Raw genomic sequence first — 14,679 nt, 5'->3', positions numbered from 1 at the left:
GTTGTAGTTACATCATCACTTGCATCTCCAGGTGTTCCTGGATCTAAAGTTACAGTTGCGCCTTCTAATCCGTTTTCGCCTGCTTGTAAACCATCGTTATTAGCATCATACCAAACTGTATCTCCTATTGAACCAACTTGAATAATTCCAAAATTCACTTCTGCTTCTATTACTGTACCTACAGAAACTGAAATAATTCCGTTTGTATTTCCATCATTTCCTGCAGATGTACCTTGATTTTCTCCAGTATTAGACCAGTTAGCTGGTAAATTAGGAGTGGTACTGCCAGAAGGAGTTGTGTGTAATACTACTGTATAATCTGTATTTGGTTCAACATTATTTAAAAATTCGTAAGAACCATCATTATTAATAGGTACTGTATCTATAATATTATTAGAACTATCTACTAAACTTGCATATAATTGTGTTCCACTTGGCGTAGAAATACCTGAACCATCTACAGTGTTATCATCTAATTGATCTAAATCGTTAAAAACATTACCTGTAATTCCTGGTACTATTGGATTTGTAGGGTTATTATCGAAAGTATCATCTGAGATACCATAAAACTTAACGTCTGCATTTCCATTGTTATCAATTCTAAATCCATAAATTGGTTGACTTGTATTAAATAAAGATACATCTACAACAGAAAAATATTGCGGTTGATTTGCATTTCTTCCTTCAGAACCATACCCAATATTCCAATCATATTTTTTGTTACCATTACTAGAAGTTGTTCCGTTTTGAAATCCAAATCTTAATTGTCTTGCAGTTCCAATAGGATCACCATTTTCATCTAAAGGAATCATTCTAAAAAACGTATTACCATCTCTTTCACTAACTACTAAATAATCATCATTTGTTAATGCTTTAGACCAGTAAATGTCAAAATCATCAGCTGGAGGTGTATTAGTAGAAGCATCGTAAAACATGTAGCTTAAAGCATTTCGGTTTGTTACCATGTTTTGCATGGCATCTTCCCAAGCAGCAACACCATCTGATATTAAGGTTTCAGTACCTTCATTATAAATCCCTACTCCTGTTGTAGCATTTGTAAAATTATTACTAGCTAAATAAGCGCCTTCTGCATTTAAAAAATCTAGCGTTTTAATGGTACCTCCATCATTAATTTTAATGTAATTCATTAAAACTGGAAGTGAGGTTTGGTTCGCTGCAGGCGTAGGATCTGTACCTCCAGTTGTTTGGGTAATTACGTCTCCATTAAATTCTATTTGAACTTCGGTAATTTCTATATTGTCTGTACCCAAAACAACATCATACAAAGTTTGTGCTTTTACAATTGCAGAAAATAGAAAAATGAAAAGAGTTGATAAAAGTAATTTTGATTTCATTTGATTGATTGTTTTTAATTTGATTTTCATTTTTTAAGCTCAACTATAAAAAAACAATTTGTGTTGTATAAATTGTTGTTTGATAAAAAAATGAAATATTTTAGGTGATTTCTTTTTAGAATTAGGGTTACTTAGGTTTATTATTTATTTCTTAGGTGATTTTATTAATTATACTTTTATGTAACAAATATAGTTCTACACTATTCTATTTTTTTTAGAATATAGATGAACTGCATTGATACTTAGTTAAAAGGTTAGGAAATTAGGACAATACCTGCTACAGAAAGTGAATCTATAACTATAATTCAAATTCAGAATTACGGGGGTTAGTTTAAGGTAATCTATTGGAAATTAAAGATTTATTCGCTTTACAAAGCATTTTTAGCTAATAAATAACACTAAAAACTAGAACTAGTACTAAATAAATTGAGGAATTGCAAACCTAAATAAATATATCAATAATTACAAATAGTTTACAATTATTTTATCTTTAACAAAAGAAAACATTTATGCTTATATTTTGATGTATATTTGCAGCCCATTATTATTAAACCAATGAGACTACATAGAAATTTAACTTTTGCAGTTATAGATAGCATTAGAGATATATTTAACGAAGGCGTTTATGCAGACAAAGCTGTAGAAAAAGCACTTAAAAGAGACAAACGTTGGGGAGCTAGAGATCGTAAGTTTGTGGCAGAGACTATATACGACATTGTACGTTGGAATCGTTTGTACGCAGAAATTGCCGAAGTTAAGGTACCTTATGATAGAGATAATATATGGAGATTATTTTCTGTTTGGTGTATTTTAAGAGGAATTGCATTACCAGATTGGAACCAAATTGGTGATGTACCAGAAAGAAGAATTAAAGGGCGTTTTGCTGAATTATCTAAAACTAGAAAATTTAGAGAATCGATACCAGATTGGATGGACGAGCTTTGTGCCTCTGAATTAGGTGAAGAAGTGTGGACCAAAGAAATTGCTGCCTTAAACGAACAAGCCAAAGTTATTCTTAGAACCAATACCTTAAATATTTCTAGAGAAATTCTTCAGAAAAAATTAAGATCAGAAAATGTAATTACCCAAATTTTACCTAATCATCCAGATGCTTTAATTTTACCAGAAAGAGCCAATGTTTTTAGAACAGAAGCTTTTCATAATGGGTATTTCGAAGTGCAAGATGCTTCATCTCAATTAGTAGCAGCTTACTGTGATGTAAAACCAGGGATGAAAGTTGTAGATACTTGTGCTGGTGCTGGTGGTAAAACGTTGCATTTATCTGCTTTAATGGAAAACAAAGGCCAGGTAATTGCCATGGATATTTACGAAAGTAAATTGCGCAAATTAAAAGTTAGAGCCAAAAGAAATAAGGCTCATAATATTGAAATGCGTGTTATTGGTTCCACTAAACCAATTAAAAAATTACATGGTAAAGCAGATCGTGTTTTAATTGATGCTCCTTGCTCTGGCTTGGGTGTAATCCGAAGAAACCCAGATTCTAAATGGAAATTACAACCAGAATTTATCGACAACATTAAAAAAGTACAGCAAGATGTTTTACAACTATATTCTAAAATGGTAAAACCTGGTGGAAAAATGGTATATGCTACTTGTTCTATTTTACCATCCGAAAATCAAAATCAAGTTAATACTTTCTTAACATCAGAGGCAGGAAAAGACTTTACTTTTGTAAAAGATAAAAAAGTATTGGCTCATAAATCTGGTTTTGACGGATTTTACATGGCGCTTTTAGAAAAAAAGTAAGTTTTATACATGAATTGCTGGTATAAAATTGTAGTGATATTGAAAAAGAAATCATTTCAAATTAAAAGGTATTAATGAAAAGATTATTCAATGTACTTATCATTTTAAGTATTACCCTAAACACATTAGCGCAAGAAAGTTATTATAATGATGTTAATTTAAATCTAACAGGTGTAACCTTAAAAGAAGAATTAGCTACTAAAATTATAAGCACCCACACTCAGTTTTTGTTTTACGACCAAGTTTGGGATGCAAGTAAAGCTACAGACATAAACCCTAATAATAGCAACCAAGTTTTATTAATTTATGGTTATGAAGATGGTTCTGATACAGATGCAACTAACGATCGTGAACGTGGTATAAATGACAATAGTGGTAGTACAGGCGATTGGAATAGAGAGCACGTTTACTCTCAATCTTTAGGTACACCAGCATTATCAGATTCTGGTCCTGGTTCAGATGCTCATCATTTAAGACCTGCAGATACCCAAAGAAACTCTTCTAGAAATAATAGAAAATTTACTTTAGGTTCTGGTAATTCTGGCATACAAACTGATGGTGGTTGGTATCCAGGTGATGAATGGAAAGGAGATGTTGCAAGAATGATGATGTATATGTATGTAAGATATGGAGATCGTTGTTTGCCAACAAACATTGGTTTTGGAGACAACTCCTCTACTCCAGACGACATGATTGATTTGTTTTTACAATGGAATGTCGAAGATCCTGTTTCTGATTTTGAAAAACAAAGAAACATGTATCACGAAAACACAACCAATCTAAATGCACAAGGTAACAGAAATCCTTTTATAGACAATCCTATCTTAGCCACAAGAATTTGGGGAGGTACAAAAGCAGAAGATACTTGGGGAATTTACACAAGTTCAGATACACAAGCTCCAACTGCTCCAACAAACTTATCAGCAACCAATGTTACTACTTTTTCTGTGGATTTATCTTGGGATGCAGCAACAGATAATATTGAGGTAACTAGTTACGATGTTTATGTAGATGGCAATTTAGTTACGGCAACTTCAAATACATCTGTTACTATATCTAACTTAACATCGAATACAAATTATAGTTTTACAGTTTTAGCGAAAGACATTGTAAATAATTCATCTGACTTTAGTACAGCATTAAATGTTTCTACTTTAGCTGATAACGAAGCACCTACAGTACCTACAAACATTACAATAAGCAACGAAACTGAAACTACTTTTATCGTTTCTTGGTCTGCATCAACAGATAATACAAAAGTAGATGAGTACAAGGTTTATATTGATGATGTTTTTGTAAATTCTACCGAAAATGAAATGTTTACAGCTACAAATTTAACGCCTTCTACAACATATAAAGTTCAGGTTTTGGCGGTTGATGAAGTTGGTAATGAATCAAATTTATCGAACGCAGTTAACGCATCTACAACAAATGGTAGTACTACAGCAAACGAATTATTTTTCTCTGAATATGTAGAAGGTTCTAGTAACAATAAAGCCCTAGAAATTGTAAATTTAACAGATGTAGACATAGACATGTCTATTTATAGCATAAAAAGACAAACTAATGGTGGTGTAAATGGTGATGAGTGGGAATTTAATTTACCTCTTACTGGTACAATAAAATCTCAAGATGTGTATGCAATTGTTAATGAAGCTGCTGGCGAATCTACTTCAAGCACATCGCAATCTGTAAAAGAAGCTGGCGAATTTTTAATTCAGCAAGCCGATTTTATTCAAATTCATGATGGAGATACAAATTTTGGAGCTCCTATTAATTTTAACGGAAATGATCCTGTTGGTTTATTTAAAAATGATATTTTAATAGATATTATTGGTACTTACAATGCAGGAACATCTAATTTTGCAAAAGACAAAACCATCCGCAGAAAAAGTGGTGTTTCTCAACCAAATACTACTTTCGATTTAGATAATGAATGGGATGTATACGCCAAAGACAATGTAGAAAATATTGGTACGCACAGTGCAATTGTACTTTCTACAGATCAGTTTTATTTAGAAGGCATTAAGTTTTATCCTAATCCTGCAAACGATTATATCAGAATACAAAACAACGCTAATAAAGTTATTAAAAACTTAAGTATTACTAATGTTTTAGGCAAAAAAGTAGTTTCTGAGCAAAATCCATCAGAAGAAATTAACATTCAAAATTTAACAAAAGGTATTTACATTCTTCAATTTCAAGTTGATGGAAAAATATATTCAACTAAAATCATCAAAAAATAAATGAAAAAAACATTACTTTTTTTACTTACTATTTTCTATACTTTATCAGGATTCTCTCAAATTCCTACAGATTATTATAGCACTGCCACTGGTAATGGTTACACATTAAAAACTCAATTAAATGCCATAATTAGCAATGGTCATACAGACCAAGGTTATAGTGCTTTATATACGGCTTACGAAACATCAGATACAGATCTTTTTTATGAAAATGATAATTCTGTCTTAGATATGTATTCTGAAAATCCAACAGGAACAGATGCATATAATTATCAGCATTTTTCTAGAAATTGTGGTAATTACAATTCAGAGAATGACTGTTATAATAGAGAGCATATTTTTCCCCAAGGATTCTTCAATAGTCAATATCCTATGAGGTCAGATATTCATCATGTTGTGCCTTCAGATGGCTATGTAAATGGGAGAAGAAGCAATTATCCTTTTGGCGAAGTTTCTTCTGCAAGTTACACCTCTAACAATGGTTCTAAAGTTGGTTCTAATACTTTTGATTCGTTTACTGGAACTGTTTTTGAACCTATTGATGAATTTAAAGGTGATATTGCTAGGATGTTGTTTTACTTTGCAACTCGTTATCAAAATGATGTTACAGACAGTTCTTGGGATAATCATGATAGTTCTATAAGCAACCCTTTAGATGGCACAAACGATCAGGTTTACGAAGACTGGTACATTAAATTATTATACAAATGGCACACAAACGATCCTGTAAGTATTAGAGAAACTGTAAGAAATGATGAAGCGTATAAGTTTCAAGGTAACAGGAATCCGTTTATAGATCATCCAGAATATGTTGCAGAAATTTGGGGTTCAATTTTATCAACAGAAAATTTTTCTTCTATTAGTAACATTAAAGTTTATCCAAATCCAACAACAATTAATAGCATAACTATATCAATTCCTGCTGATTTAACAATAAATTCTGTAGTGTTGTATTCTGTAATTGGTGCTAAAATTTACGAAGCTAAAAAACCAGTAATTACCAATAACAAAATAAAAATACAGAATCTAAATAACGGAATGTATCTTTTAAAAATTAATGATGATAAAAGTAGTATCACTAAAAAAATCATTGTAAAATAAATTACATCTAAAAACACTTTTAAAAGACGACTAATTTAGTCGTCTTTTTTTGTTGATAACAACGTTTACAAATCGATAAACAATTTTTCTTTTTTGATAGCCTATTAGACCTAATATTTCTAAATTTACAGCTTTAACAAAATCTAACTCGCAACAAATGATTCATTTCTTTGGAAACGAAAACAGCAAAGTATATGCTGTACAAACTGCAACAGAATTAACACAAGAAACAATTTCTAAATTGGTCTGGCTTTTTGCCAATCAACCTAAAATAGAGCAAAAATCTATTGATGCTTTTTTTATTGGCCCAAGAGCTGCAATGATTACTCCTTGGAGTACAAATGCTGTAGAAATAACCCAAAACATGGGCATTTCTGGCATTATAAGAATTGAAGAATTTATTTCAGTTTCTGAAGAATTCACTGATTTCGATCCAATGATTTCAGAAAAATTCAACAAATTAGATCAAGAATCATTTACAATTGACATTCAACCAGAAGCAATTTTAGAGATTGATGATATTGCAGCTTATAATAATCAAGAAGGTTTGTCTTTAAGTGATGAAGAAGTTGCTTATTTAGAAAGTGTTGCTACTAAAATCGGAAGAAAATTAACAGATTCTGAAGTTTTTGGTTTTAGCCAAGTAAACTCAGAACACTGTAGACATAAAATATTTAACGGAACTTTTGTAATTGATGGAGAAGAAATGCCAACTTCTTTATTTAAATTGATAAAAGAAACCTCTCAAAAAAATCCAAACGACATTGTTTCTGCATACAAAGACAATGTTGCTTTTATAAAAGGACCAAAAGTGGAACAGTTTGCACCTAAAACAGCAGACAAACCAGACTTTTACGAAACTAAAGAATTTGAATCTGTAATTTCATTAAAGGCAGAAACACATAATTTCCCTACAACTGTAGAGCCTTTTAATGGCGCTGCAACTGGTTCTGGAGGAGAAATTAGAGATAGATTGGCTGGTGGAAAAGGTTCTTTACCTTTAGCAGGTACAGCTGTTTATATGACTTCGTATTCTAGATTAGAAGAAAACAGACCTTGGGAACAAAAATTTGAAGCAAGAGATTGGTTGTACCAAACTCCTATGGATATTTTAATTAAAGCATCTAATGGAGCCTCAGATTTTGGAAACAAATTCGGGCAACCTTTAATTGTTGGTTCTGTTTTAACTTTTGAGCACGAAGAAAATGCTGCTTCTAGTGATGCTGCTGCAAGAAAATTAGGTTTCGATAAAGTAATAATGCAAGCTGGAGGAATTGGTTATGGAAAAGCAGCACAAGCATTAAAAGACACCCCTAAAGAAGGTGATAAAATTGTAATTCTGGGTGGAGAAAATTACAGAATTGGAATGGGTGGTGCTGCAGTTTCTTCTGCTGATACAGGAGAATTTGCATCAGGAATTGAGTTAAATGCAGTACAACGTTCTAACCCAGAAATGCAAAAACGTGCTGCAAATGCTGTTCGTGGAATGTTAGAAAGTGATGAAAACTTTATTGTTTCTATTCACGATCATGGTGCAGGTGGACACTTAAATTGTTTGTCTGAATTGGTAGAAGATACAGGTGGTAACATCGATTTAGATAAATTACCAGTTGGAGATCCTACCCTATCAGCAAAAGAAATTATTGGTAATGAATCTCAAGAAAGAATGGGATTAGTTATAGCTGACAAACATCTAGAAACTTTACATAAAATTGCAGATAGAGAACGTTCTCCTATTTACGATGTTGGTGAAGTTACAGGAAATGATCGTTTTACTTTTGAGTCTAAAACTACTGGCGAAAAACCAATGGATTTGGCTTTAGAGGATATGTTTGGTTCATCACCAAAAACAATAATGACAGATAAAACTGTCATCAGAAAATATAAAAACCCGCGTTATAAAACCAAGAATTTAAAAATCTATTTAGAGCAAGTTTTACAACTAGAAGCTGTGGCTTGTAAAGATTGGTTAACAAATAAAGTAGACAGATGTGTGGGGGGGAAAGTTGCCAAACAACAATGTGTTGGACCTTTGCAAATTCCGTTAAATAACGTTGGTGTAATGGCCTTAGATTATAATGGAAAAGAAGGAATTGCTACTTCAATTGGGCACGCTCCTATTTCTGCATTAATCAATCCAGAAGCTGGAAGTAGAAATGCCATTACTGAGAGTTTAACCAACATTATTTGGGCTCCTTTAAAAGATAATTTAGATTCAATTTCTTTATCAGCAAATTGGATGTGGCCTTGTAAAAATGAAGGTGAAGATGCACGTTTATACAAAGCTGTTAAAGCAGTTTCAGAGTTTTCTATTGATTTAGGAATCAACGTTCCAACAGGAAAAGATTCGTTATCTATGAAACAAAAATATCCTGATGGAGATGTAATTTCTCCAGGAACTGTAATTATTTCTGCAGCAGGAAACTGTAACGAAATAACTAAAGTTGTTGAACCAGTTTTACAAGTTGATGGAGGAAATATTTACTACATCAACATTTCTCAAGACGAATATAAATTAGGAGGTAGTTCTTTTAACCAAGCATTAAACGCAATTGGTAACGAAACTCCAGATGTAACAAATACTGCATTTGTAAAGAATAGTTTTAATACAATTCAAGAATTAATTAAAGCAGATAAAATTACAGCAGGTCATGATGTTGCTTCTGGTGGATTGATTACAACCTTACTAGAAATGTGTTTTGCTGATGTAAATTTAGGAGCGGATTTTGATATCTCTTCTTTACAGGAAGAAGATTCTATAAAAGTATTGTTCTCAGAAAATGCAGGAATTGTTTTTCAAGCAGATGCTTCTGTAGAAACAATTTTATCAGAAAATAACATTGAATTTTTTACTATTGGAACTGCAAATAATTCAGGAACTATAAACATCAAAAACAATGAAGATAATTTCTCTTTTGATGTAGCAGAACTGAGAGATGTTTGGTACAAAACTTCTTTTTTATTAGATCAAAAACAAACTGCTAATAATTTAGCTCAAGATCGTTTTGATAATTATAAAAATCAGCCTTTAACGTATAAATTCCCTGAGAATTTTACAGGTAAACTTCCTGTCATTTCGAACGCAGTTGAGAAATCTCGTCCAAAAGCTGCAATCATCAGAGAAAAAGGTTCTAACTCAGAACGTGAAATGGCAAATGCAATGTATTTAGCTGGTTTTGATGTAAAAGATGTTCATATGACCGATTTAATTTCTGGTCGTGAAACTTTAGAAGACATTCAGTTTATTGGTGCTGTTGGAGGTTTTTCGAATTCGGATGTTTTAGGCTCTGCAAAAGGTTGGGCTGGTGCTTTTAAATACAACGAAAAAGCAAATACGGCATTAAAAAACTTCTTTAAAAGAGAAGATACTTTGTCTGTTGGTATTTGTAATGGTTGTCAACTTTGGATGGAATTAGACCTAATCAATCCAGAACACGAAGTTCATGGAAAAATGGTTCATAATGATTCTCAAAAGCACGAAAGTTCTTTTACATCCGTAAAAATTCAAGAGAACAATTCTGTAATGCTATCTTCTTTAGCAGGTACAGAATTAGGAGTTTGGATTTCTCATGGAGAAGGAAAATTCAGTTTACCAGAAGCTGAAGAAAACTATAATATTGTAGCAAAATATGGTTATGAAGGGTACCCAAATAATCCTAATGGTTCTGATTATAATACTGCAATGCTATGTGATAAAACTGGTAGACATTTAGTTACAATGCCACATATTGAGCGTTCTACTTTTCAGTGGAATTGGGCAAACTACCCAGCCAACAGAAAGGATGAGGTTACGCCTTGGTTAGAAGCATTTGTAAACGCCAAAAACTGGTTAACAAAATAATATTGTCCTTAGTAATAATACAATAAAAAAGGGCTTTACAAAAAGCCCTTTTTTGGGTTTTAATCAAAAAAAAAATCAAATTATTACGTAATTAAAAATGAAAGTTCCAAAGAAATATCAATTTATAGTAGACATTGGAAAAGCCTTACACATATACGGAATTCCTTCCTACAAAATTCAATCATACCTAACACAGGTAGCCAAAACAAAAGGGATTACTGGAAGTTTTATGGACTTACCTACTTGGATAAATTATGTATTTTATGAAGATAAAAATTCTTATAATTACATTGAATCCATTCCACCTGGATCTTTAAATTTAGGTGCCTTTTCTAGAATTGACGAATTAACCAATAAAGTTATTGATACAGCAATTAATGAAGATGAAATAGAAGAAGAATTAAAAATTATACACGCAAAAACTAAAGAGGTAAATCATTTTTATTTAACCTTAGCTCATGCTTTTGCTGCTGGCTCTTTTAGTATGATGATTGGTTCTAACTGGATTTCTTTTGGATTTGCTTTGTTATTAGGAGCATTGACTTATCTTTTAGTTTTTTTATCAACTAAATCTAAATATATAGAAAGTGTTTTCGAATCTTTATCTGCTTTAGTAATTACAATTATTTCTTGTGTACTAACCTACATCTTTCCTAATTTTAATTTAGGTTTAACCATTCTAGCATCTATCATTATTTTTATACCCGGTTTAGCTATAACTACTGCTTTAGAAGAAATAACATCTAAAAGTTTAGTTGCTGGTAGCGCAAAACTTTTTGATGCTATCGTGGTTTTATTTAAACAATTTTTTGGTGTAATACTCGGTTTGGGATTAATGACTTCTTTAATAGATATTGATTTAACATATTATGCTTCGAATCTACCAAAATGGACTATATTTTTGGCAATTCCGATGTTTTCAATTACTGTTTTACCTATATTCCAGGTTAGAAAAAAAGAGATGTTTTTTGGTGTTTTAACTGGTATTTTAGCCTTTTTTTTAACGGTTATTTTATCTTCAGGTTTGGGCATTTTAGGAAGCACATTTATAGCCACTTTAGCCGTTGTTGGAATTAGTAGAATATTTGGTCGAATTTCTAAAACTCCTAAATCTGTTTATTTAACGCAAGGTATTGTTATGTTGGTACCCGGAAGCAAATCTTTTATGGGGTTAAGTAATTCTTTTTTTAATCCTTCTATTACTGCTTCTGCTAACTTATTTGGAGAAGTTGCTTTTATTTTAATGGGGATAATTGGCGGTTTACTTTTTGCGGGTACCTTTAGAGAAAAAAGGAATAAAAGAGATTAACTTTATAGATAGAACATTAACCTATATTTTTCATAAATGATAATCAAGTAATTAAACAATAAAATGTTCAAGAAAAAATATTATTAAGGATTTTGTAAATAAGATATTTCATCAAATTTTTATTAAAATAAACATTGTTTTATAAAAACTGTCACAATTTAGGTTTTGATTGGTCTTTAAATAAAACACCAAAACTTTTTAAATATGAAATATAAAATTACACTATTCACTGCTTTATTTTTATCGATATCACTTTTTGCGCAAAAAAAAATTGAAGCATCAGATATTTTAAAAGATATTAAAAATGGTAAATCAATTAACTACCAAAATGCAACAATAGTTGGTACTTTAGATTTTACTTATATGGATGAAGCCCTGGAAAAACTACCATCTAAAAGAAAAAGTAGTTGGTGGGGAAATGGAAGTTCATCCAATGAGATTAAAAAGTTAATTGAAGTTAAAATTTCATTTACAAACTGTACTTTTAAAGATGATGTTTTAGCTTACATACCAGATGAATATTCTGGTTACACTTTTACGGCAAGTTTCGAAGATATCGCTATTTTTAAGAACTGTAATTTTGAAAGAAAAGCAATGTTTAAATATTCTCGTTTTGAAAGAGAAGCTGATTTTTCTGATTCTACTTTTGATGATGATAGCACTTTTAAATATGCTCAATTTGATAAAGACATCAGTTTTGCCAACACAAAATTTGCTGAAATATCTACATTTAAATACGCTAAATTCAACAGAAAAGTAAGTTTTGCAAATGCTGTTTTCGAAGACTCTGCTGTTTTTAAATACACAAAATTTAATGATGGTGTATCTTTTTACAACACCAATTTCGAAGAAGATTTAAATATTAAATATATGCAGGTTTCAGGTGATTTCGATATTTCTAAAATGAAAGTTGGTTATGACATCGATTCTAAATACACCAAAATAAATGGCAAGAGTTTTAATAAATATTTATTGAGTGATGATTAAAAATCAAAAAACATAAATACAAAGGTTGGCTATATGTCAACCTTTTTTTGTGGATTTAAAATCTTAAAATCAGTTATTTTAAAAGTTCTTAAAATTTACATCTAAAAGATTAAAAAACATTTTAAAACAAAATACTTGAAAAGATCGTGCAAACAAGAATTTAAAGAAAAATATAATATTAAACGCTAAAAAATATATATTTCATAAAATAATAAGTGTATTAATTAGTATTTGTAAATTCAAGTTATTTTAGTATTTTGCAATGCTACAAAATAGACTCTATGCCAACAGAAATTACAAGGTTATTTGATTTTCCTTATTATCAATTAGAAAAATACAATCTTAAAAAAGCATTCTCTACAAAATACAATGGAAATTGGCAATCAATTTCTACACAAGAATATATAGATAAATCGAACCAATTAAGCAGAGGCTTACTTAAATTGGGTATACAACCTAATGATAAAATTGCCATCATTTCTACAGAAAATAGAACAGAATGGAATATCTGCGATATTGGTATATTACAAACAGGTGCACAAACAATTCCTATTTACCCAACAATATCTAAAGAAGACTACGAATATGTATTAAGTCACTCAGAATCTACCTATTGTTTTGTTTCTGATGCAGGTATTGTAGAAAAATTAAATAAAATTAAAGGCAATACCAAACTAAAAGCGGTGTACACTTTTAATGATATAAAGGGAGAAAAGAATTGGAATGAAATCTTAGAATTAGGTAAAAATAAAGATAATCAAACAGAAGTTGAAGCAAGAAAAGCTAATGTAAAACCTGATGATTTGGCTACTATAATTTACACTTCTGGTACCACTGGTAAACCTAAAGGTGTAATGCTTTCTCATAGCAATATTGTGTCTAATGTTTTATCATCAGAAAAAAGAGTACCTCTAGAATATGGTAACTCTAAAGGCTTGAGCTTTTTACCTGTATGTCATATTTTTGAACGTATGATTTTATATCTATATCAATATTGTGGTGTAGATATTTACTTTGCAGAATCTATAGAAAAATTATCAGAAAATGCACAAGAAATAAAGCCACATGTAATGACAGCTGTACCTCGTCTTTATGAAAAAATTTACGACAAAATTATTTTAAAAGGCGAAGATTTATCTGGTATTAAAAAAAGCTTGTTTTTTTGGGCTGTAAATTTAGGCTTAAAATACGAGCCAAATGGTGCTAATGGTTGGTGGTATGAAAAGCAATTGACCTTAGCTCGTAAACTTATTTTTTCTAAATGGCAAGCTGCTTTAGGTGGCGAATTAAAATTGATGGTTTCCGGAAGTGCTGCCTTACAACCAAGATTAACACGAGTTTTTGCTGCTGCAGGAATGCCAATTATGGAAGGTTATGGTTTAACAGAAACATCTCCAGTAATTGCTGTAAACGATCAAAAAGATAGTAATTTTAGAATCGGTACTGTTGGTAAAACTATAGATGATGTAGAAGTTAAAATTGCTGATAATGGAGAAATTTTAGTAAAAGGCCCTAATGTAATGTTGGGCTATTATAAAGATGCCGAAAAAACTGCTAGTGTTATGCAGGGCGAATATTTTTGTACAGGTGATAAAGGAGAATTTGACAAAGATGGTTTCTTAAAAATTACTGGGAGAACCAAAGAAATGTTTAAAACTTCTGGTGGTAAATATGTTGTTCCGCCTTTATTAGAAGGCGAATTAAAACAATCTCTTTTTATAGAACAAGTAATGGTTATTGGCGAAGGCGAAAAAATGCCTGCTGCTATTATTCAACCAAATTTTGAGTTTATGAGAGACTGGATTAAACACAAACACTTAGACATTGGCTTAACAAACCAAGAAATAATTACCTCTGATATTGTTATAAAACGTATTCAAAAAGAAGTAGATAAATGCAATAAGAATTTTGGAAAATGGGAACAAATTAAACGTTTTGAACTTACTCCAGATGAATGGTCTATAGATGGTGGTCATTTAACCCCAACCATGAAAATGAAAAGAGAAATTATCAAGAAAATATACATCAATTTGTATGAAAAAATTTACAGAGGTTAAAAATTATTTTATATTG

The 14,679-nt window shown here is 31.0% G+C and carries 7 protein-coding genes and 1 pseudogene; 7 read left to right on the top strand and 1 reads right to left on the bottom strand.

Going from position 1 to position 14,679, the window contains the following annotated elements; translation table 11 throughout:
- A pseudogene (locus tag ACWYN7_RS13230) lies at positions 1-1,385 on the bottom strand (hypothetical protein); the annotation flags it as partial.
- A gap of 525 nt (positions 1,386-1,910) precedes the next feature.
- On the opposite strand from ACWYN7_RS13230, the gene ACWYN7_RS13225 reads away from it, so the two are divergent.
- From ACWYN7_RS13225 to ACWYN7_RS13195, 7 genes are all read left to right on the top strand, one after another.
- Positions 1,911-3,122 carry an RsmB/NOP family class I SAM-dependent RNA methyltransferase gene (locus ACWYN7_RS13225; RefSeq protein WP_462860454.1) on the top strand — a complete coding sequence of 404 codons (1,212 nt, stop codon included), beginning with the start codon at positions 1,911-1,913 and terminating at the stop codon, positions 3,120-3,122.
- A gap of 74 nt (positions 3,123-3,196) precedes the next feature.
- Positions 3,197-5,368 carry an endonuclease gene (locus ACWYN7_RS13220; protein WP_462860453.1) on the top strand — a complete coding sequence of 724 codons (2,172 nt, stop codon included), beginning with the start codon at positions 3,197-3,199 and terminating at the stop codon, positions 5,366-5,368.
- Entirely contained in the window at positions 5,369-6,469 is a 1,101-nt protein-coding gene (locus tag ACWYN7_RS13215) for an endonuclease (protein ID WP_462860452.1), read from the top strand.
- Positions 6,470-6,626: 157 nt separating this feature from the next.
- Entirely contained in the window at positions 6,627-10,310 is a 3,684-nt protein-coding gene (gene purL, locus ACWYN7_RS13210; protein ID WP_462860451.1) for a phosphoribosylformylglycinamidine synthase, read from the top strand.
- A gap of 97 nt (positions 10,311-10,407) precedes the next feature.
- Entirely contained in the window at positions 10,408-11,619 is a 1,212-nt protein-coding gene (locus tag ACWYN7_RS13205; protein WP_462860450.1) for a threonine/serine exporter family protein, read from the top strand.
- A 204-nt stretch (positions 11,620-11,823) separates the two neighbouring features.
- Positions 11,824-12,606 carry a pentapeptide repeat-containing protein gene (locus ACWYN7_RS13200; RefSeq protein ID WP_462860449.1) on the top strand — a complete coding sequence of 261 codons (783 nt, stop codon included), beginning with the start codon at positions 11,824-11,826 and terminating at the stop codon, positions 12,604-12,606.
- A gap of 281 nt (positions 12,607-12,887) precedes the next feature.
- On the top strand, positions 12,888-14,663 hold the full coding sequence (locus ACWYN7_RS13195; protein ID WP_462860448.1) for an AMP-dependent synthetase/ligase: 1,776 nt from the start codon (positions 12,888-12,890) through the stop codon (positions 14,661-14,663).
- Positions 14,664-14,679 lie beyond the last annotated feature (16 nt).

Source organism: Polaribacter sp. M10, assembly GCF_054968445.1.
The sequence above is the reverse complement of the archived record's forward strand: the minus strand, read 5'-3'. Positions and strand labels throughout refer to the sequence as shown.

Coding starts and splice junctions, on each gene's coding strand:
- ACWYN7_RS13195 (WP_462860448.1), top strand. CDS start 12,888: ATGCCAACAGAAATTACAAGGTTATTTGATTTTCCTTATTATCAATTA.
- ACWYN7_RS13205 (WP_462860450.1), top strand. CDS start 10,408: ATGAAAGTTCCAAAGAAATATCAATTTATAGTAGACATTGGAAAAGCC.
- ACWYN7_RS13215 (WP_462860452.1), top strand. CDS start 5,369: ATGAAAAAAACATTACTTTTTTTACTTACTATTTTCTATACTTTATCA.
- ACWYN7_RS13220 (WP_462860453.1), top strand. CDS start 3,197: ATGAAAAGATTATTCAATGTACTTATCATTTTAAGTATTACCCTAAAC.
- purL (WP_462860451.1), top strand. CDS start 6,627: ATGATTCATTTCTTTGGAAACGAAAACAGCAAAGTATATGCTGTACAA.
- ACWYN7_RS13225 (WP_462860454.1), top strand. CDS start 1,911: ATGAGACTACATAGAAATTTAACTTTTGCAGTTATAGATAGCATTAGA.
- ACWYN7_RS13200 (WP_462860449.1), top strand. CDS start 11,824: ATGAAATATAAAATTACACTATTCACTGCTTTATTTTTATCGATATCA.